Below are 21,003 nucleotides of genomic sequence, written 5' to 3'. Positions count from 1 at the left end.
TGAATGCGTATTGTAGAATTTTATTCGGAACAAAAAGTTTGCAGTTATATCAAGACAAAAACAAGTCGATTCCGTTATTTCTATATTGAAGAATGCCGTCCTTATTTCTATAGAGGGCTTCTTGAGAGGGGTTGGAGACGATTTGGAAGATATTTTTTTGCTCCTGTTTGTTTGCATTGTAGGGATTGTGTTTCAATCCGCCAGCTTACAGATGATTTTATTTTCAGCAAAAATCATAAGCGTGTTTTTGTTAAAAATAAAAATACTAAGATTGTAATTTCAAGACCACGCGTTGATGATGAACGTCTTTTTTTATATGATAAGTATCATAAACATATGATGTGCAAAAAAGGTTGGGAATATAGAAGCATTGATAGGGCAAGTTATGAGGATATGTTTGTTGATGGTTTTATGGATTTTGGCTATGAAATTGCCTATTATATTGGGGGGAATTTAGTGGGTGTTGGGCTTATGGATATTCTTTTGGATAGTATGTCAGCAATTTATTTTTTTTATGATCACAATAATGAGAATTTTAGCTTGGGGACATTCAATATTTTGTCTCAAATTAAACTTGCTAAAGAGAAGGGATTAAAATACTTTTATCCAGGGTATTGGATAAAAGATCACTATTGTATGGGGTATAAAGAGCGTTTTAAACCTTTTGAAACGCTTATGAATGCCCCAGATCTATTCGATGTGCCTTCTTGGCAATTTTATCAAAAGGAAAAAAATGGGCTTTAGCAATCAGATTTCGAGAATTTTTGGAAGATTTGCCAATCATAGGTTTCCTAGATTTTTTCAAAGATACATCAATGCGCTTTATGTCAAAATCTTTGATATTGATCTGAAAGATTTTGACTCTCTTGAGAGTTATGAGAGTTTGAATGCTCTTTTTACCAGATCTTTGAAAGTCCAAAGAAAATTTGAATATTCACAAGATATTCTTATTTCCCCTTGCGATTCTTTAATTACTGAGTGTGGAGAAGTTGATAGAGGTAGGGCATTACAGATAAAAGGGATGCAATATGGTGTGAATGAATTACTTGGTATAGATAGTGAGCTAGAAGCAGGGTATTATTATATTAATTTTTATCTTTCGCCTAGAGACTATCATCATTATCACGCTCCTTGTGATTTGGAAATAATAGAAACACGTTATTTTGGGGGCAAGCTTTTACCTGTAAATAAGCCTTCTTTGCGTAAAAATACTGATTTATTTGTAAAAAATGAGCGTGTGGTGGTGGTTGCTAAGGACATTTTTGGAGAAACACTGTATTTTGTGGCTGTAGGAGCTTTGAATGTAGGGCAAATGGTTTTGCATTTTGAACCTCGTGTTCAGACTAATATTATTCCAAAAAATGCGCGCTATTGTTATGATTCACCAATTTGTATTCGTAAGGGTGAAGAATTAGGTATGTTTAAAATGGGTTCAACGGTAGTAGTATTTGCGAAAAATTTAAAATCATTTTGTTCAAGTGATTTAAAAGTGAAATTTGGTGATACAATAGGGGCTTTCATTTTAAAGGATAGGTAAATTTAAAAAGGTTGCGACTATGCGGGAGATTCAAAAAGAAATCAAACAGCTTCTAAATGATTTGGACGCTCAATTAGTGGCTCATTTTTATCAAAAAGATGAAATTATAGAGATTGCAGATTTGAGCGGGGATAGTTTAGAGCTTGCAAAAAAATCCAGCCAAAGTGATAAAAACCTGATTGTGTTTTGCGGGGTAGGATTTATGGGGCAAAGTGTAAAAATTTTAGCACCTCATAAAAATGTGATTATGCCAAAAATCGCTTGTTGTTCAATGGCTAGAATGGTTAGTAGCGCTTATTATGATAATAGTATTGCTCTTTTAGAAAAATATGGTATTTTAAAAGATCAGATTTTACCCATCACTTATATCAACTCTAATGCTGATGTTAAGGCTAAGGTTGGAAAAATGGGAGGTTTGGTATGTACAAGCAGTAACGCTAAAAAGATTTTTGAATTTGCTAAATCCAAAGGAAAGAAAATATTCTTTTTGCCCGATAAATGTTTGGGAGAGAATTTAGCTCGTTCAGAGGGGCTTAAATCAGCAATTTTAGGAATTGATCCTAAAGAGAAGGTGTTGGAGGCGGATGTAGTTTGTTATAATGGTTTTTGTTCGGTTCATCAGCTTTTTATGCCCTCTGATGTGGAATTTTTCAGGCAAAAATATCCTGATATTTTAATTGCAGTGCATCCAGAATGCCGCCCAGATGTTGTTGAATTAGCTGATTTTACGGGTTCTACAAGTCAGATTATTGAATATGTCCGTTCTCTTCCTATTCATCAAAAAGTAGCAGTTGGCACAGAGTTTAATTTGGTTAATCGCCTGCGCCCTCCCTATGAAGGGAAGAGAAATACTTTTGTGCTTTCTGCTACGATTCCTGAATGCCCGACAATGAATGAGACAACCTTAAAAGATATTTTTGAGGTTTTGAAAGCTTATAAAAATCATCGCCCTTATAATCAGATCGATGTGAATTTGGAAACTGCAACATTTGCCAAAAAAGCTTTAGATAGAATGTTGGAGCTTTCTTGATGTTTAAAAATATAGAATATTTTGTTCAAAATGCTTTGAATGAGGATTTGGGTCGCGGGGATTTGTTTGAACGTCTCATAAAAAAGGATTTTTTAGCTAAAGCTGTCATCATTTCTAAAGATACAGGTATTTTTTCTGGAGAAATTTATATCAGAGAACTTTTGAGATTGACTGGAGTGAAATCTGAATGGAAAATTTCAGATACTGAGCATTTTAAAAATGGACAAATTTTGCTTGAACTTGAGGGGTCTTATACGCTTTTACTCAAGCTTGAAAGAGTTATTTTGAATATCTTACAGCATTCCTGTGGCATTGCTACCAATACAGCTGCTTATGTCAAAGCGCTTGAGGGTATCAATATTGCAGTTTTGGATACGCGTAAAACTCGTCCGCTTTTAAGAGAATTTGAAAAATATTCTGTTCGCAATGGTGGGGCTAAAAATCATCGTATGGGGCTTGATGATACTTTAATGCTTAAAGATACACATTTGAAGCATATAACAGATTTGAAATCTTTTGTAGAGATAGCTAGAAAAAATATTCCTTGGACGGCAAAAATAGAAATTGAATGTGAAGATGTCAAATTTGCTCAAATTGCAATGCAATCAGGTGCTGATATTGTGATGTGTGATAATATGGATATTTCTCAGATTAAAGAAGTCGTAGCATTTAGAAATGCAAATTATCCAAGCATTTTACTTGAGGGAAGCGGGAGAATCACAAAAGAAAAAGCGCTTGCATATGCAGAAAGCGGGGTAGATGCCATCAGTATCGGCTCTTTGATTCATCAGGCTGTTTGGGTTGATTTGAGTATGAAAATGCTGTGATGGATCTTGAAGCGTATTTTATTCAGAAGTTACTTGAGAGTGACATCGTTAAGGGATTGGGCGATGATGCTGTAATATTTTCCCGCAATGTTTCGCTTTTAAATAAGGCAAAAGGGTCGTGTTTGCCAAATGATATTACTACGCCTGTATATGCTATGGATATGTTTTGGGAAGGGACACATTTTAAAAAAGATTGGTTTTCTCCTAAGGAGATTGGGCGTAAAGCTTTTTTAGTAAATGTTTCAGATATTTTAGCGATGAATGCAATTCCTAAATATGCCCTTTTGGGAGTATCTCTCCCGAAAGATATTTCAAAAGACTTTATTAAGGGACTTCTTGAGGGGATTAGAGAAGTTTGCAAAAAGTTCAATATAAAGATTGTTGGGGGAGATACGATTGGTGGCAATGCACTTGGTATTTCAGTGAGTATGATTGGAGAGGGTAAAAAGAAGATTTTATTTAGAAAAGGTGCAGTGATTGGGGATTTGATTTTGCATACAGGAAAAATCGGAGGGAGTTATTGTGAATTGAAGCGACTTTTAAGAGGCGGAAAGGGTAATAAAAAATCACGGTTTTATCACCCTGTTTTACATACCGATTTTATTGCAGAAATAGCTAGATTTGCTCATTTGGGTATGGATATTTCTGATGGGATTTATGCTGAATGCAACCGACTTTCCAAATCCAACCAACTTGCATTTAAACTCAATCATCGAAAGGAAGTTTATAAAAGCGGTGAAGAATATGAAATACTTTTTTGCATAGCTCCAAAAGACTTTTTGCGTACCCTTAGAATGGCTAAAAAACATCGTCTCCATATTGAGTGTATTGGCAGAGTCATTCGAGGGAAGAGTGATTATCCTGCGTATCGATGGCATTGAATGAGATTTAAGTTTTTAAATCAATAAATTTCAATTAGGGATTTGATATTTTATTAGTTTTGATTTTAGAATAGAATGGTAGAATTTAGCAATAAGTTTATTTTTGAAAGGATAATATTATGGGAGTTCCTAAGTGCCATAAATTAGATAATATCAAGGAATTTTTCACTTTCTGCAAAGAAAATGAAGTTGAATTTGTAGATTTTAGATTTACTGATATTAAGGGAATATGGCATCATATGGCCTATTCGTTTGGAGCTATTACAGAAGAGATTTTTCAAAATGGAATTCCTTTTGATGCTAGTTCAGTGAAAGCGTGGCAACCTATACAGCATTCTGATATGATTTTATTTCCAGATCTTGTAAGGTATTTTATCGATCCTTTTACAGCAGATACTACTGTTGTTGTTTTTTGTGATGTTTGGGATATTTATAAGGATCAGCCTTATGAAAGGTGCCCTCGAAGTTTAGCTAAAAAAGCCATTTCTCATCTCAAGCAGAGTGGGTTAGGGGATGAGGTCTATATCGGTCCAGAAAATGAGTTTTTTATTTTTGATTCAATTAAAATTAAAGACGCTGTAAATTGCCAATATTATGAGATTGATAGCGAAGAAGGAGAATGGAATAGAGATAAGATTTTTGAGGGTGGCACAAATGTTGGGCATCGTCCCGGAACTAAGGGAGGATATTTTCCTGTTCCGCCCGTAGATTCTATGATGGATTTGCGTGCAGAAATTGTTAAGGTCTTAAATCAAGTCGGAATCGAAACATTTGTTGTACATCACGAAGTTGCACAAGGGCAAGGAGAGATTGGTGTTAAGTTTGGGGATTTAGTAGAGGCGGCTGATAATGTTCAAAAGCTTAAATACGTCGTTAAAATGGTCGCCCATCTGAACGGAAAAACAGCGACTTTTATGCCAAAACCTTTATTTGGAGATAATGGAAGTGGTATGCATACCCATGTGAGCATTTGGAAAGAGGGAAAAAATCTATTTGCTGGTGAAAAATATCAAGGATTGAGCAGTGATGCTCTCCATTTTTTAGGCGGGGTTCTTAAGCATGCAAGGAGTGTTGCAGCTTTTACAAATGCTTCCACAAACTCATATAAAAGACTCATACCAGGATTTGAAGCTCCTTCAATTTTAACTTATTCGGCGCAAAATAGAAGTGCAAGCGTGCGAATTCCTTATGGTGTTTCTGGAAAAAGCGCTAGATTAGAATTTCGTTTTCCTGATAGTTCTGCTAATCCGTATTTGGCCTTTTCATCTATTTTGATGGCAGGTCTTGATGGGATTGTTAATAAAATTGATCCTGGAGAACCAATGGATATAGATTTGTTTGAGCTTACTTTAGATGAAATTAGAGAGAAAGGCATCAAGCAAATGCCCCATACACTTAGAACAGCAATAGAAGAAATGCTTTCAGATAGAAAATATTTAAAAGAAGGAAATGTTTTTACTGAAGATTTTATTCAGATTTATAAGAGTTTCAAATTTGAAACAGAAATTTGGCCTTGGGAAGGCAGACCTCATCCTTTCGAATTTATTTCTACTTATTCCTGCTAGTTTTTGCCCTTGATGGGCATCTTTCCTTATAATATTTGGTTTTATCAGCTAATAATTCTTATCTTCAAATTTGGCACAGTAATTGCTTATATTTTATAAAAAATTGCAAAGGATTTATATATGCTTAGGTCTATGTGGTCTGGTGTGAGCGGTATGCAGGCTCATCAAATAGCACTTGATATAGAAAGTAACAATATTGCAAATGTGAACACTGTTGGTTTTAAATATTCTAGGGCATCATTTGTAGATATGCTTTCACAGATTAAATTGATTGCAACCTCTCCTTATAAAAATGGATTGGGAGGTCAGAATGATTTTTCGATAGGGCTTGGCGTTGCAGTTGATGCAACGACAAAAGTTTTTTCTCAAGGAAATACTCAGAATACTGATGTAAAAACCGATTTGGCAATTGAAGGTGAAGGATTTTTTGTAATCAGTCCTGATAGAGGAATTACAAGGAATTTTACAAGGGATGGAGAATTTTTATTTGATGCTGATGGGAATTTAGTCACCACAGGGGGCTATGTCGTTCAAGGATGGGTAAGAAGTGATATTGAGAATGCTTCCAAAATGAGCGATACTGATTTTTTCAAAGTCGATAACACTGGTCCGCTTGAAAATATACGGATTGATCCAGGTATGGTAATGCCAGCTAGAGCTAGTTCAAAAATTTCTATGAGAGCAAATTTAAATGCAGGCAGACACGTTGAACAAACAGGAAGTATTTTTGCTCTTGATTCTTCTGTTAGAACTGCTTCTGATGGCGTGAATCCTATTTATGACTCAAAGTCAAATCTTACTCAAATGGCAGAAGATATAGGTGCGCTTTTTAATCAAGACGGAGATGCATTTTCATTGAATGAAAATCAAGGGATTTGGGTAAGTTATAAAACATCTGAAATGAAAAATGAAGTTTTTGCTTCAAACCAAACCAATACTATAGGCTTGAATGGCACTCAAATTTCTTTCACAAATGATTCAGGTGTGAGTGGTGTTTCAAGTTTGATCGCAGCTCAAAATGCTATCAATGCAGTAAAAGATAAGACTGGTATTGAAGCATATGTTGATGGCGGCTTGTTAAGATTGGAAAATAAAAATGAACTTGATGGTGATGAAAAAGTAAAAAATATTCGAGTAACCTCTTCAGGAACTGGTGCATTTTCTAATTTTGTCGAAGGAGATGCTGATATTACCTCCTTTAGATATCGATATACAAAATCTGTTAGTCCAGACTCAGCAACAGGTCAGTTTAGAACCACAGAAGATCTTCGTGCTTTGATGCAGTATGATGCCAATATGATTAAAGATCCTACTATGAACTATAGTGATACTTCTGCTTCTGTTTCTGTAACTGTAAATAAATACGGGATGTTTGAAATTCTCAATAAAGATAATGGAGATGATGTCAAACAAAATTTGAATATTTTTGTCAGCGGTTATGCTTCTGAAAATGTTACCAATAATGTTTTGTTTAAAGACACGATGAAAGCTTTAAATACAGCTTCTTTAATCGAGGGTGGCGTTTCTACAAGTACTTCTAAAATTACCCATGCTATCCATACGACAAGTATCGATATTATCGATAGTTTGGGTACTAAGCATACATTAAGATTGGAATTTTATAAGAGTGGGGGTGCAGAATGGAATTTCAGAGCAATTGTGCCTGAACCATCTGAACTTTATGGAGCTTCTGCAACAAGACCCAATATTTTTGAGGGTGGGAAACTTCGATTCAATAGTGATGGAAGCTTGGCTGGAATGAATCCGCCCGTTCTTCAGTTTGATCCCAAGAATGGTTCAAATTCCCCGCAAAGAATTGATTTGAGTTTTGGCGCAAGAGGAAGTTTTGGAGGATTGACAAGTGTTGATAAAATTTCAGAAACTTATGCAATTGATCAAGATGGATATCAAGCTGGGGATTTAATGGATGTGAGATTCGATTCTAATGGATCCTTGCTTGGTGCATTCAGTAATGGGAGAACTTTAGCACTTGCTCAAGTAGCACTTGCAAACTTTTCTAATAATACAGGCTTGCAGTCTGAGGGTGGGAATGTTTTTTCTCAAACCGGAAACTCGGGGCAAGCAATGATAGGTGCAGCCAATACGGGCAGAAGAGGGGGGGTATCGGGTTCAAAATTGGAAATGAGTAACGTGGATTTGAGTCGAAGTCTTACCCAACTTATTGTTGTTCAAAGGGGTTTTCAGGCAAATTCTAAAGCGGTGACAACTTCTGATCAGATTTTAAATACCCTTTTGAATTTGAAGCAATAATCAAAGATTCATTGATGAGCTTTGATTTAGCTTCTGTAATCTGAATTGATTTCGACATAGCGGTGCCCTAAATCGCATCCGTAAGTTCGAAATTTTGCACTTCCTATCCCTAGATCACATCGAATTGCAAATGAGTCTTGCATCATCACATCAGCGGCCTTTTTTTCGCTTTCTGTGTCAAATAAAATTTCGCCTCTATCATAAATAAGAATATCCCCGATAAAAATCCTCAAGCTTTCTTCATTTGCTTCAATTCCACAAGATCCGATTGTTGAAGCAATACGTCCCCAATTGGGATCGCATCCAAAAATTGCCGTTTTTACTAAAAGAGAGTTACTGAGGGCTTTGGCAGCTTTGATAGCTTCTGCCTCATTTTTTGCTCCACTGACCTCAAAAGCTACGAGTTTATTAGAACCTTCTCCATCTGAAACGATGTCGGTGGCTAATTTATGCATAACTATTTTGAGAGCTTCTTTAAAAGCATTTTTATCGTATGCCTTACTCTGAGAATTTGCAAAAAGCATAATGGTGTCATTTGTGCTAGTGTCTCCATCTACGCTAATGGCATTAAAAGTGGTATGGGCACATTCTTGAAGAATATTTTTTGCTTCATCCTGTGGCACACAAGCGTCTGTTGTGATAAAGCAAAGCATTGTTGCTAAACTTGGATTGATCATTCCTGCACCTTTTGCCATTGCTCCGATATGGAAAATTTCTCCGTTTGAAAGCTCTATTTTTAAGGCAATTTCTTTATGAAAGCGATCGGTTGTCATAATCGCTTGAGCAGCTCTAGTGTGCGAAAAATTTTCTTTAGCATTCAAATCAATTTTTGAAAAAGATTTGATTATTTTTTCCTTGGGTAGTCTGATTCCAATCGTTCCGGTACTGCACATAATTGGGTTAAGAATTACTGGAAAATCGACTTTTAGGGAGTTGAGAATTTCTTTTACATCTTCCACCCCTTTTTCTCCTGTGAGTGCATTGGCATTTTTTGTATTGATGAAGACAAAATTGCTTGGGCGATTTTCTACATATCTTTTAAAGTGCTTGATGGGAGCAGCTTGAAATTTGTTAGAAGTAAAAATGGCGTGCGGGATACACGGAGGATCCATATAGATAAATGCGATATCAAGCTTTGGTTTATTTTCGCAATCAAATCCTTTTAGTCCTGCACTAATACCATCAGCATAAAATCCCTTTGGAGTGTTTATGCCCCCTTTGATGGGTAAAATTTCAAAAGTTTTCATAAAGACTCCTTATACATAATCCATTTCTTTGGGTTTTTGTTTTCTTGTGATGAAGCGTTTGGTTTCTCGAATTCCATTAGATGTTCCTATCATTAGGAGTTTTGCTTCGCTTGCAATGATAGCATCTCCATCGGGCATTGGAATATATTTTCCATCTTTTTGAGTGATGCCGATGATGGATATTTTTGTGATTTCTCTAAAATGAGCTTCTTTGAGTTTTCGTAATACTAACCAGCTGTATTTGGGGACTATCACTTCTTCAAGGTCTAAGGGCGTGTCTTTTTTATAAACAAATCTTTCCAAGAGATTTTCCATATCAGGACGAATTGCCATTGCACTGATTCTTTGCGCCATTAATTTTGTAGGTGAAACAACATTATCAGAGCCTAGTTTTTTTAGTTTTTCCACATCTTCTTCAGTATCTGCGCTTGAAATAATATAGTAAGGCTTTCGATTGAGTTCTTTTTCAAAAAGCCGTGCTGAAACGATAAGCGCAATATTATCAGAAGGAGTTTTTGAAAAAGTGACAATGCCTTTGGCACTTGAAAGATGAGTTTTTAGCATTGCAATATTAGTATGAGGATCCCCAATAATGTAATAAGGATATTTATATTTAATGGCTTCTTTTTCAAAATTTGGATTATTGTCGACCACAACGAAAGGAATTTGGGCGTCTCGAAATTGCTTACTGAGTTCGATGGTGTATTCATTCTGATAACAGATAACATAATGGTTTCGTAATCTTGCTATTTTATTGACCATTTTTTTCTCCTTGATGAGTCTTGTAAGAGTTCCATTGTTGATAATACTGATGATGAAAGCCACACTAAAAGTGATGACTCCTGCTCCACAAAACATTAAAAGTGCAGTAAAAAGAATTGCCACAGGTCCAAAGTCTTTTTCATTAAGAGCTCCAAAACCGGTGTTTGTGAAAGTGTAAGAGGCTTGAAAGAATGCTTGGATAAGACTATAGTTTTCTAAAGCAAGATAACCTAAAGTTCCAATCAAAATAAAAATTTGGATAAGGATAAAAGGAAGTCTGAAAGCTTTGAGCTGTTCATACAGCTCGGGTCTCAGATCAATATCGGGCTTTGAATTCGTTCCCCAATGGATGATTTTTCTTATTTTTTTAAGCAAGGCATTTTTGCCCCAGTCTTAAGATTTTTTCTTCATAGTTCTAAGCGTGGAAGCTGCTACTTTTATTTTCATTGAAGAACCATCTTCAAGCTTGATTTTAATACTTCTAAGGTTAGGGAGAGATCTTTTTTTGTTTTTATTGTTTGCGTGGCTTACGTTATTCCCTACCATTGGACCTTTGCCTGTGATAAAACATTTTCTTGCCATAATATTGCCTTTTTAAAATTATATGAATTTGGAATTATACTTAAATATTTCTAAAACTAACTTAAGTTTTATTTGTTTAAGACGGGTTTTGTTCCAAAATTTGAGTTTTTATCCCAATTTTTTGTTGCCCGATTCGATAAAGAGCAAAATCATATTTAATCGGATCTGTCGGATCAAATTTTTTTAGCGACTGCGTTGCAAGGATTGCAGAGTGTAAATCATAAGTCTTTCTTTTGAGAATTTTCAGACTTTGACAAGTTCGAAAAGTGTGGGTATCTAAAGGTAGAATCAATTTTGATTTTTCAATTTGCCCACTCCAATTGCCAAAATCTAGATAATCTTTTCTAACCATCCATCTCAAATACATATTCCAACGTTTTAAAGGCGAGCTACCTTTAGGGTTTTTATTGATTTTTCCTATCAAAAAATTTAATCCATTAGTTTTGGAACAAAAATTTTCAAGCGTTTCATAAATAGTTTGCATAGCAAAGTGGATACCTTCTATCACACTATTGTTTTGAGCATAACCTTGAAAAATTAAATCTCTAATTCTTTTGGTTTGAATGATTTGATGGATGGCGATAAAAAGATTTTGAATATCCTTTGAAGTTTGGAAGCGATAAAGGGGAAAATCTGCCTTTTGAATTTGACTTACAGATGATTTTAAAAGCGAAAAATCGAGTTTTTTGAGCAAGAGTACGATTTGTTTTGCATTGCCATAGGATAACAAAGCACAAATGAGGGCAATTTCTTCAAAAAGTTCGTCGTGCTGATATTTTTTTAATACCAAAAGTGGATCGGGTTTCTCTTCAGTGATTTCAAAAGGGTGATTTTTTAATGCATAGTGTTTGTCTAGAAATTCTTTAAGGTTTTGTATCACTGTTTGATGCTCAAAAGAGTGTCTATCATTCTATCAATAGCTGTGATTACTTTCGCATTTGCAGCATATCCGCCTTGAAATTTGATTAGATTGACCATTTCTTCATCAATACTGACTTGAGATATTGCTAAATATTCTTTTTTGATGGCTTCAAAAACGGATTTTTTGGTATCAAGAGTTTGTTGGGATTTTTCAGTATCTGTTGCAACTTTTCCCGAAACATATTGATAAAATTCACTGAGTTTCATCTGCTGGATATTGAACTTATTATTGTAAAAATCAACTTTTTCATATTGGAGTTGTTGCATCATATTGGCAACGTCAAAATTCCCACTGATAGGTGCGAGCCAAGGTCTGATATAGGTAGGATCGTTTTTATATTTTGTGCTTAGGCGTATATTTTGGGCATTATTGCCTTCAAAGAACGCATTTAGACCTAAAGCGCCCGTAAAATTCGTTCCATTGTCTTTGAGGGAAACATAAAATCCTTTTGAAGGTTCTTTTGCCTGAATGTAAAATTTTTTGGAATCATTATCAAAATAGGCTTGAAAATAATCGTCAAAATCATTTGTTGCGTTATTGTCCTTATTATCATCAGTATTTGCATTAATGGCATTTACAATATCTTTCATCGTGGTGATATCGTTGATTTTGATGGTTTTTTTTGCGATTTCTTTTCCGTCGGTGTTATAGGCAATCAGATCAATAGTGCCGTTCTTGATGTTATAATTGGTATCTTTTAAGGCTTCATCATTTTCAAATTCTAGTTGGGTACTTTCAATCTCGTGGCTTGCACTTTGAGCATAGATAGCATTATTTGCTTCAATAAAGCCTTTTGCAAATGAATCCAAAAGGTTGATATAATTTTGAAGTTTGCCAGTTTTAGTCCCATCATAACCGCTGTTATACAAACCGATTAAAGCACCCGTTTTTCCTTGATCGAGCTTGTCAGTAATATCGACATCTTTAAAATCGTAACCACGAAAATAAATTCTATTCAAATATTCGGAATTGTTTTGATTTTCAATGACTAATGGATGAAAAATAGTTCCATCGACAATATTAAACCCGTGAGCAATGTTTAAGACATAGCCATCATCAAAATCGGCAACTTTTTTATCGTTCAAAGAATTCGTTTTAATATTGCTTTTTGATACGTTTCCACCTATAAGCTCTTTTAAATGAAATTCGAGTTGGTCTCTTCTATCTCGAAGTTCATTGGCTTGTTTAAGAATCTTGGCATCTTCCATCTCTTTTAATCGCTGGTTGATTTTTGCGATTTGAGAGCCTAAGTTATTGACTTCTTTGATTGTGCTTTTAAGTTCCTCACTTGCTTTTTGTTGCAAGGTACTCAATTTGCTTCGGGTGTCTCTAATATTATTTACAAGAACTTCCGTATTTTTTGCCAAAACTTGTTTTTGTGCAGGATCTTTAGGATTTTTTGCTAAATCTTTCCAAGCGTTGAAATATTGTTCAAGATCGTTGTAAATGCCTACTCCATCGACATCTGGGAAATAAGCGGAGGCTTCTCTGAGATTGGCAAATTCGGTATCATAAAATTCATTTTCTTGGGCTGCTTTGGAATATCTTGAAAAAACAAATTCATTGTGAATTCTCTGAATGGATTCGACTTCTACGCCTCTGCCTATATTTTTGTCTTGATAGGAGATGGGTTTTTCAGGCTTAGCAATAACTCTTTGCCTGCTGTAGAACTCATCGCTTGCATTTGAAATGTTATTTCCTGTTACATCAACCATAAGCTGGTGTGCTTGAAGTCCCGTATAGGAAGTGTTGAGTGAGGATAAAATACCGCCCATATGTCGCTCCTAAGCTTGAATTTTTAAAAAACTGCTCTCAGGTGTTCTATTTCCTTTGTAATCGCAGATTTCGTGAGGAATGATTTTTTGAATCAAAGACGAATAAAATTCTGATACCGCAAAGACAATTCTGGCATAGCTTGCATTTAATTCTTTGAGATCTTGAAGATTTTTTTTCATTTCTCCTAAAAGCTCACTTGATTGCTCATCCATAAGTTCGCCCAAACTCTTGTCTGGAAATTTGTTTTTAAGACGGATTATTTCTTGGTCAATAAGATTTTTTTTATTTTCAAAAGATTTGATAAGTTCTTGTTTTTTAAAATTGCGCTGGAAAATATTCTCGTGATTGGCGATCTTGATATCATTTATGTCAGCTTGGGTCAGCTCAATTAATGAGTCAAGATCAAATACGGCGCCTTTTAAATAATTGTGCAACATAAGCTTAATCCTAAAATATTTTAAGCTGAATATTCCTTGCTTTTATAATTCGGAAAATTCACCCATATTTACAGGTTAAGCAAATTCAGTGCCATCTTTTCAGAAGTTTTTTGAACATTGACCTGATAAGCATCATTTTTAATCAACTCTCTGATTTGAGCGATTTTATCTGTGATTTCCTTCGCTTCTTGAGGCTTGATATTTTCTGAGGACTTTTTATTTTCGTTTGCTATCAAAGCAGTATTGAGTGTTCCTATTGGATTGATCATTTTTATAAAATCTCCTTATAATTATTCCTAATTAAGATATGAACTAATATCGACACACACTATAAATATTTTAGTTAATTTTTTTAATTTGTTTCATCATTTCTTCTCTAAATTTTACAGCATCAGTTGTTCCTGCTGGTGTCTTAACATTTCCAAAAAGTGATACATCAGTATTTGATGCATAGGTATAGATAATAATAAATGCCATTCCATAACAAAAGAGAAAAAAACAAATAGTAGGAAAAAGCCACGTTTTTAGATCGAATTTTTTAAAGTCCATCTCAATTCACCTTTTAATTATTTCAAGCTAGTACAAATGATACCAAATCTTGACTTGTTTTTGGCTTTCGGGAGATATTTGTTAAAATGATATATAATTTCGCTTTTACATTATAGATTTTAAGGTTTTCAATGAAGAAGGTTTTGCTGTTATGTTTTTTATTTCTCTCTTTAAGTTTTGGAGCTGTTGGAGAAAGACTTTTATGGGATAAAGGTTCGACGTTACTTACTTTTTTTGAACAAAACAGCATACCCTTAAAGCTTTATTATAATCTCTCCTCTCAAGATAAAGAACTGACTGCAGAGATTTATGCTGGTATTTCTTATTATACTTTAAGAGATGATAACGATGATTTGCTCCAAGCCCTCATCCCTATCAGCGAAGACGTTCAAATCCATATCTATAAGGAAAATGGGGAATATAGGATGGATTTTATTCCTATCATTTCCTTTTCGACTGAAAAGATTTTGGCTCTAGCAGTGCAGAAATCTCCTTATCAAGACATTGTAGATGCGACTCAAGATGTTAATCTTGCAAATGAGTTTATAAATGCCTATAAAAAAAGTATCAATTTTAAAAAATTTGTAATCAAAGATGATAGGCTTGCAATCATTTATACTAGAAAATATCGATTAGGAAAACCTTTTGGCACTCCTGATATTAAAGCAGCAGTGATTGAGACAAATAAAAAGCCAAATTATATTTTTGCTTATAAAAACGGCAGATACTATGATAAGAATGCTAAAGAAGTTGCGGGATTTTTACTTGAACTTCCGGTTCAATACACTAGAATTTCCTCAAGATTTTCTTATGGAAGGGTTCATCCTATTTTAAAAATTATCCGCCCTCATTATGGAGTTGATTATGCTGCAAGGGTGGGGACTTCCATTCGTGCTGCTGCTGATGGACGGGTTGTATATGCAGGAGTTAAGGGAGGGTATGGAAAGACGGTTGAAATCAATCACGGAAATGGATTGAAGACTCTTTATGCCCATATGAGTGCTTTTGCAAAAGGAATTAGAAATGGCGTATATGTAAAAAAAGGACAGATAATCGGCAAAGTGGGAAGCACAGGTATAAGTACTGGACCTCATTTGCATTTTGGGGTATATAAAAACAATCGCCCGATTGATCCTTTAGGAAGTATTCGTACAACAAAAAGCGAACTTAGAGGCAAGGACAAAAAGGAATTTTTGCAGGTTGCTAAAGAGTATCAAAATGAATTGGAAAAAGCGCTTGAAAAATATTCTTTTGAAAAGCAGAAAGCATATGTTTCTATCAGGAGCTAAAATGAAATATTTTCCTGAGTTTCGCTCAAAAGTTGATTTTAATTCCATCAAATTTGAGGAGTGTGTTGATTCTCCTTATATAAAACCTAAGCGAATGTCGTATGTGGAAAATGGAAAGAAGAAGAATTGGGATATCGTTGCTTCTCACGATAGTGTATCGATACTTCTTTATCATTTAGAGTTTGATGGGTTTTTGATTGTCAGACAATTCCGTCCGGCTGTTTATTTTAAGAATGGTGAGGGATATACTTATGAATTGTGTGCTGGGCTTGTCGATAAGGAAGGAAAGAGTCTTGAGCAGATTGCTTCTGAAGAGGTGCTTGAGGAGTGCGGGTATCAAGTCGATGCTTCTTCTCTTCAAAAACTCACAGTTTTTTATGCTTCTACAGGTATGAGCGGAAGCAAGCAAACGATATTTTTTGCTACTATAACAGAACAAAATAAGGTTAGTCAGGGTGGGGGAATTGATGATGAATGTATAGATGTTTTGTTTTTACCTTCTCAAAAAGCCAAAGATTTTATTGATGATAATGATGTGGCCAAGACTTCGGGTTTGAGTTATGCCATCAGATGGTATATGGACAATTTTTTACGGTAAGGAATGAGAGTGTTAAATAAAATTTTAAACTTATTAGGGATAATGATTTTAATTTGTCTCATTGCAAATGCAAGTGAGTTTAATGAGGTCTTAAAAATAAATATAGAAAAAGTTGATTTGAATCAAAAAACTTTAACGTTTCCTGCTTATGATTTAAAGGTGGGGGAAACGGGTTTTGTCTTAACAAAGCTTACAGATTACAATGTCATATCTGCAAAGCTTCAGATAGAGTCTATTGAGGATGGCGTGGCACTGGCAAAATTTGATTTTTTTGATACGATGAAGCAAAAATATCTACCCACTCCACGTGTGAATCCGCAAGAAGGAGATATGGCTATTTTCCGCGAGTTAAATAATAGAGCTTTTTTAATTGCTCCAGATTCTACAACTTATGAGAAGATAAAAACACAAATTACGGATGTCGTTTTTATGAATTCTGATTTATTGATGGGATATTTGAATGATTATGGAGGGTTTGATCCCAAGCCTAAATTTTTAAGGAAGGCTTGTGATATTTATAGTATCGGTCTGCTTTATATTGTCGGGACAAATAGCTTGAATGTCTTAGATTGTCAAAGTTTGGTGATTTTAGAGAAAACTTCTTTTGATACTTCAAAGGTTACAAAAACAACCGCACCTTTTTTCTCACGTTTAGAAGAGGTTAAGACGGGTAGTTTGGCAAATGCATTTTATAGTAGAAAGTCCAAGAATTATTTTAAATATTATGATGGATTGGTAGAGAAAGGTGCAAATTTTAAATAAGGAAAAACAATGATTGAATACCGACATCGCGAGGAGTTTAAGAAAATTGTCGGCGATGAGAATTTCTATGATGATCCTGCACATTTAATTGCTTATTGTTATGATGCTACAAGAGAGCGTTATAAACCTGATTGTGTAATTTATCCCAAAAATGAAAAAGATGTGAGCGATATATTAAGGTATTGCAATCAAAACGCAATTGCAGTCGTTCCTCGTGGTGCAGGAAGCGGTTTCACCGGCGGAGCTTTACCGGCGTGTGGAGGAATTGTGTTGGCGATGGAAAAATATTTTAATCAAATTTTAGAAATTGATGAGAAAAATTTGATTGCAAGAGTGCAGCCTGGAGTTGTTAATAAGCAATTTCAAGAGAGCGTTGAAAAAAAAGGTTTGTTTTATCCTCCCGATCCTGCAAGTCAAGAATATAGTACGCTTGGGGGTAATGTGAGTGAAAATGCCGGAGGGATGCGTGCGGCAAAATATGGGATTACAAAAGATTATGTAATGGCTCTTCGTGCAGTTTTGCCCAATGGTGAGATTATAAGAGCGGGTAAAAAAACCATCAAAGATGTCGCAGGATACAACATTGCAGGAATTTTAATTGCCAGTGAAGGAAGTTTGGCAGTGATTACAGAAATTACCCTAAAATTAATCGCAAAACCAAAATTTAAACAATCTGCGATGGGAGTTTTTTCTAGTATTGAAGATGCTATGAATGCTGTATATAAAACGATGGCAAGCGGCGTAACTCCTGTTGCAATGGAATTTTTAGATAATTTGACGATTAGAGCAGTTGAAGAAAAGTTTCACAAAGGGTTACCGACGCAAGCTGGAGCCATACTCATCACACAAGTGGATGGGGATATTACCGAACAAATAAAATGGCAGCTTGAAAAAATCAAAGAATGTTTTGAAAAAAATGGATGTCTTGAATTTAAAATTGCTCAAAATGAACAAGAGGAAGCTGATTTGTGGTTTGCTAGACGTAACGCTTCCCAAAGCATTGCTATTTATGGAAAAAAAAAGCTGAATGAAGATATTACCGTCCCGCGTTCGCAACTTCCTGAACTTTTAAAACGCATTTCTGAAGTTAGTAAAAAATATGGCTTTAAGATACCGTGTTTTGGGCATACAGGCGATGGGAATGTTCATACAAATGTGATGGTTCCAAATCCTGAAGACAAACAACAGCTTCAAAAAGGCTATGAAGCGATTGAAGAAATTTTTAAAATTACCGTTTTTTTGGAGGGAACATTAAGCGGGGAGCACGGGATAGGGCTTTCTAAGGCTCCTTTTATGCCTTTGGCATTTAGTCCTTCAGAAATGGAGCTTTTTAGAAGTATCAAAAGGGCATTTGATCCCAATAATATTCTTAATCCAGGTAAAATGGGTTTATAAACAATATTAAAACCTAATAAACAGCTAAGATATTATTAAGGGATTGAAACAATGTTGGTACTTTGAAAATATTATTTTAATAAAATCTAATTGAAAGGTTTGAAAATATTTATGATCTATCATTATTTTATTGATGCTCCTTTGGAGTTTGGGGTCAAATATATTGATATATGTTCAAGTGATACAGGAATAAAAAGCGTATCCTTTGCCAATCAAAAGAATCAAGAAGAAAATCCTAATGATTTAGCTCTTTCTTGCGCAGAGGCTTTGAAAGGTTATTTTGAAGGACGTGTATTTTCTTTTGATTTGCCTTTAGAACCTGATGGTACCCCTTTTCAAAAGAAAGTTTGGCGTATTTTGTGTGATATAAAGTTTGGCGAAGTCTGGAGTTATAAAGATTTGGCACTTAAGATTGGTTCGACAAACTATTCCCGAGCAGTTGGGAGTGCTAATAGTAAAAATCCGATTTTTATTATCATTCCTTGCCATCGCGTAATTGGAAATGATGGAAAATTATCTGGGTATGCCGCAGGGGTAGAAATAAAAAAATGGCTTTTAGAACACGAAAAAAAATTTTCAAGCAAAATTTAAATCTTTAGTTTATCGCCTCCCAGCTTTCAAGCGCTTCTTTAACGGTTTGTATCACGCAGTCAATTCCGCCAGCAAGGCTAAAAAGCCAATATTTATGGGCATAAATCCACTCAAGTTGTTTTGCTTGAGTTTCAAGTTCATTTTTTGTATATCTGACAACAAGTTTAGCAATATCAAGTTCTTGATGAAAGATATAAGATTGGATCGCATCTACAAAATAATCATTGAATTTTTTCTCTTCAAAAAGCTTTTTCATCGTATCAATTTCATTGCTCAATTGAGTTAATTCTTTAAAATTAATTTCTTCTAATTTGTTTTGCTTATTGAGTTTTTCGAGTTCTTCAGTATATTTTGCAACTTTCAAAAACAATTCTTCAATCAATGATTTTTTTTCTGTCCCATATTTAATAATATCCAAACATTTTTGTTTAGCAATTTGAATATTTTTTTTACTTTCTGTTTTACTCGGATATGTGAGATGGATAGATTTTTTTGGTTTTGAAGTATCAATTGAGGCAATGGCTTCTTTAAAACTCATCTCAAGCGTTCCATGAATCCGCGCTCCACCCTCTGTAGCATTGATAACTTCAAGCTTGTATGGGGTTTGAGCAATATCTTTTTCAAAAAATTCCAAAAACAATTTCCATACTTTTGTTGTTTCAACTTCGCCTCCACCCCCATATTTTTCTACAAAAATTTTTTCCTCCAAAGGTTTGGGTTTGATTTCATCGCTTCCATAGATAGCTTCTTGGGCGTGACTCTTCCCATCTTCTCCAAAACTTAAATCTTGACCGATGATAATGCATTTTTTAAAGCGTGAATGTACGATAAGCTCATAAGCCATATTCGCTGCACTCATACCGATTCCAATATAGCCATATTGATGGAACCCAAACAAATTGGTATATCCGAAAGGGCGAAAACTGAATTGTTTTATACCTTTTGTGATGGAATCTTTAAGTTTTTTATGCACGATGGATGTGATAGCAAATATTACTCCATCTTGAGCTTCTTGTGGGGTATCATAATAAAATCTTGCCGTTGCTTCAACGCGTTCTAAGGAAAAAACAATATCGGGTTTGATGCCGTGTTTATAAAGAATAGGGAAAGAAGCATCAATGCAAAAAAGCGTTGCATAAGGGGCAATGGATTTGAGCAAATCCAGTTGTTTTGTAAGACTTGGACCTGTAGAAATAATGATAGCAGTATCTTTGTTTTTCAGATTTTCCACTAAATTTAAAAGCGTAGGAGAACGGAGGGTATCAGGTAGATTTTGGATATGTTGTCTGATACCAGTAATGGCATCTCTAGTATCGTTACCTACGCTAATGACGCTGTGTTCAATAGCCTTGATAAAGTATTGATTGAAAGTCAAGATTTCAGATTTATAACGCTCGTAATAAGGATTAAAAATATGCAAATCATAAACTTTTGAATAAATCCTAGATTTTTTATCCATTTCAAAAAGAGAATTAATTAAATGATAGGAACAAAGTTTAGAATATAAAAAGATAATTTTATCACTCAAAATATCTGCAGAGAAGTCCAAAAGATTCAAAATGATAAACAAAATTTCAAGTTCAGGTTCAATCACTACAATTCTTTGATGTTGAGAATTTCCCAACATCAGGCGATAAAATACACCGTTTCCTGCTCCATAAAAATAGAGATAAGGGTAATAGGTATAGGGAGTGAAATCTGTGATTTTTTGCATTGTTTCTTCTAGCGGCTTGCCTAAAAATAAAGGCGTATTGGTTTCTTTGTCGATAATATTGAAATTTGCAGCGTCTTTATCCATAAAAACCTCAAATTTTTGATTGGGCTTGAAATGAAATAAAGCCAGTGCCAAAAGAGGATCTTTGGTTTTTAAAACGGACAAATTTTTGTCATAAATGGTTTGCATAAAAATCCTTAAACTTTTGTAGAAATACAAACAGAAAACTTTTAAAAGATTCCTGTTTATTTTGAAGAATAAAGGCGGC

Annotated in this window: 21 protein-coding genes; 12 read left to right on the top strand and 9 right to left on the bottom strand. The window is 34.7% G+C overall.

What is annotated here, in order from left to right:
- The first annotated feature begins 3 nt into the window (after nucleotides 1–3).
- The 7 genes from BKH41_RS01390 (at nucleotide 4) to flgE (ending at nucleotide 8,111) form a co-directional block, all read left to right on the top strand.
- Nucleotides 4–744, top strand: coding sequence for an arginyltransferase (locus BKH41_RS01390; RefSeq protein WP_095296625.1), 741 nt, complete (start codon nucleotides 4–6; stop codon nucleotides 742–744).
- The gene (locus tag BKH41_RS01385; RefSeq protein WP_095296624.1) at nucleotides 734–1,537 is read left to right on the top strand and encodes a phosphatidylserine decarboxylase; all 804 of its coding nucleotides are present in this window, start codon (nucleotides 734–736) and stop codon (nucleotides 1,535–1,537) included. The genes BKH41_RS01390 and BKH41_RS01385 overlap by 11 nt, the downstream gene beginning before the upstream one ends.
- Before the next feature lie 19 nt (nucleotides 1,538–1,556).
- On the top strand, nucleotides 1,557–2,567 hold the full coding sequence (gene nadA, locus BKH41_RS01380) for a quinolinate synthase NadA (protein ID WP_095296623.1): 1,011 nt from the start codon (nucleotides 1,557–1,559) through the stop codon (nucleotides 2,565–2,567).
- Nucleotides 2,567–3,394, top strand: a complete 828-nt coding sequence (nadC, locus tag BKH41_RS01375) for a carboxylating nicotinate-nucleotide diphosphorylase (protein WP_095296622.1) — start codon at nucleotides 2,567–2,569, stop codon at nucleotides 3,392–3,394. Before nadA ends, nadC begins: the two co-directional genes overlap by 1 nt.
- Nucleotides 3,394–4,275 carry a thiamine-phosphate kinase gene (locus tag BKH41_RS01370; RefSeq protein ID WP_095296621.1) on the top strand — a complete coding sequence of 294 codons (882 nt, stop codon included), beginning with the start codon at nucleotides 3,394–3,396 and terminating at the stop codon, nucleotides 4,273–4,275. The genes nadC and BKH41_RS01370 overlap by 1 nt, the downstream gene beginning before the upstream one ends.
- Before the next feature lie 119 nt (nucleotides 4,276–4,394).
- Nucleotides 4,395–5,840 carry a type I glutamate--ammonia ligase gene (glnA, locus tag BKH41_RS01365; RefSeq protein WP_095296620.1) on the top strand — a complete coding sequence of 482 codons (1,446 nt, stop codon included), beginning with the start codon at nucleotides 4,395–4,397 and terminating at the stop codon, nucleotides 5,838–5,840.
- 120 nt (nucleotides 5,841–5,960) lie between these two features.
- Nucleotides 5,961–8,111 (top strand): flagellar hook protein FlgE, encoded by a 2,151-nt coding sequence (gene flgE, locus BKH41_RS01360; RefSeq protein WP_095296619.1) that lies wholly within the window; start codon nucleotides 5,961–5,963, stop codon nucleotides 8,109–8,111.
- Between the two features lie 26 nt (nucleotides 8,112–8,137).
- On the opposite strand, the gene argJ is transcribed toward flgE, so the two are convergent.
- The 8 genes from argJ to BKH41_RS01320 all read right to left on the bottom strand — a co-directional run bounded on the left by argJ (nucleotide 8,138) and on the right by BKH41_RS01320 (nucleotide 14,386).
- Complete coding sequence (argJ, locus tag BKH41_RS01355) at nucleotides 8,138–9,358, bottom strand: bifunctional glutamate N-acetyltransferase/amino-acid acetyltransferase ArgJ (protein WP_095296618.1); 1,221 nt, start codon at nucleotides 9,356–9,358, stop codon at nucleotides 8,138–8,140.
- A gap of 9 nt (nucleotides 9,359–9,367) precedes the next feature.
- Nucleotides 9,368–10,495 (bottom strand): potassium channel protein, encoded by a 1,128-nt coding sequence (locus BKH41_RS01350; protein ID WP_095296617.1) that lies wholly within the window; start codon nucleotides 10,493–10,495, stop codon nucleotides 9,368–9,370.
- A gap of 18 nt (nucleotides 10,496–10,513) precedes the next feature.
- Nucleotides 10,514–10,702: a 50S ribosomal protein L28 gene (rpmB, locus tag BKH41_RS01345; RefSeq protein WP_095296616.1), complete on the bottom strand. Its 189-nt coding sequence runs from the start codon at nucleotides 10,700–10,702 to the stop codon at nucleotides 10,514–10,516.
- Nucleotides 10,703–10,778: 76 nt separating this feature from the next.
- The gene (locus BKH41_RS01340) at nucleotides 10,779–11,582 is read right to left on the bottom strand and encodes a TIGR02757 family protein (RefSeq protein ID WP_257875362.1); all 804 of its coding nucleotides are present in this window, start codon (nucleotides 11,580–11,582) and stop codon (nucleotides 10,779–10,781) included.
- The gene (flgK, locus tag BKH41_RS01335) at nucleotides 11,579–13,399 is read right to left on the bottom strand and encodes a flagellar hook-associated protein FlgK (RefSeq protein ID WP_095296615.1); all 1,821 of its coding nucleotides are present in this window, start codon (nucleotides 13,397–13,399) and stop codon (nucleotides 11,579–11,581) included. The genes BKH41_RS01340 and flgK overlap by 4 nt, the downstream gene beginning before the upstream one ends.
- 9 nt (nucleotides 13,400–13,408) lie before the next feature.
- Nucleotides 13,409–13,837, bottom strand: a complete 429-nt coding sequence (locus BKH41_RS01330; RefSeq protein ID WP_095296614.1) for a hypothetical protein — start codon at nucleotides 13,835–13,837, stop codon at nucleotides 13,409–13,411.
- 68 nt (nucleotides 13,838–13,905) lie between these two features.
- Nucleotides 13,906–14,106: a flagellar biosynthesis anti-sigma factor FlgM gene (locus BKH41_RS01325; RefSeq protein ID WP_095296613.1), complete on the bottom strand. Its 201-nt coding sequence runs from the start codon at nucleotides 14,104–14,106 to the stop codon at nucleotides 13,906–13,908.
- Nucleotides 14,107–14,176: 70 nt separating this feature from the next.
- Complete coding sequence (locus BKH41_RS01320; RefSeq protein WP_095296612.1) at nucleotides 14,177–14,386, bottom strand: hypothetical protein; 210 nt, start codon at nucleotides 14,384–14,386, stop codon at nucleotides 14,177–14,179.
- 131 nt (nucleotides 14,387–14,517) lie between these two features.
- Between BKH41_RS01320 and BKH41_RS01315 the strand changes: the two genes are divergently transcribed.
- The 5 genes from BKH41_RS01315 (at nucleotide 14,518) to BKH41_RS01295 (ending at nucleotide 19,021) form a co-directional block, all read left to right on the top strand.
- Nucleotides 14,518–15,675: a peptidoglycan DD-metalloendopeptidase family protein gene (locus tag BKH41_RS01315; RefSeq protein ID WP_095296611.1), complete on the top strand. Its 1,158-nt coding sequence runs from the start codon at nucleotides 14,518–14,520 to the stop codon at nucleotides 15,673–15,675.
- Nucleotide 15,676: 1 nt separating this feature from the next.
- Complete coding sequence (locus tag BKH41_RS01310; protein WP_095296610.1) at nucleotides 15,677–16,273, top strand: NUDIX hydrolase; 597 nt, start codon at nucleotides 15,677–15,679, stop codon at nucleotides 16,271–16,273.
- A gap of 9 nt (nucleotides 16,274–16,282) precedes the next feature.
- A complete protein-coding gene (locus BKH41_RS01305; RefSeq protein WP_180762688.1) occupies nucleotides 16,283–17,035 on the top strand; it encodes a plasminogen-binding N-terminal domain-containing protein in 753 nt (250 codons plus the stop codon).
- 9 nt (nucleotides 17,036–17,044) lie between these two features.
- Complete coding sequence (gene glcD, locus BKH41_RS01300) at nucleotides 17,045–18,430, top strand: glycolate oxidase subunit GlcD (protein ID WP_095296608.1); 1,386 nt, start codon at nucleotides 17,045–17,047, stop codon at nucleotides 18,428–18,430.
- 111 nt (nucleotides 18,431–18,541) lie between these two features.
- Nucleotides 18,542–19,021 (top strand): methylated-DNA--[protein]-cysteine S-methyltransferase, encoded by a 480-nt coding sequence (locus BKH41_RS01295; RefSeq protein ID WP_219350012.1) that lies wholly within the window; start codon nucleotides 18,542–18,544, stop codon nucleotides 19,019–19,021.
- A 4-nt stretch (nucleotides 19,022–19,025) separates the two neighbouring features.
- Here BKH41_RS01295 and BKH41_RS01290 read toward each other — a convergent pair whose 3' ends face one another.
- Complete coding sequence (locus tag BKH41_RS01290; RefSeq protein WP_095296607.1) at nucleotides 19,026–20,924, bottom strand: motility associated factor glycosyltransferase family protein; 1,899 nt, start codon at nucleotides 20,922–20,924, stop codon at nucleotides 19,026–19,028.
- Between the last annotated feature and the right edge of the window lie 79 nt (nucleotides 20,925–21,003).

Origin of the sequence: Helicobacter sp. 12S02232-10 (assembly GCF_002272895.1) — a bacterium.
GTDB lineage: Bacteria > Campylobacterota > Campylobacteria > Campylobacterales > Helicobacteraceae > Helicobacter_J.
Note: the sequence above shows the minus strand (reverse complement) of the source record. Positions and strands in the feature narration are given on the sequence as shown.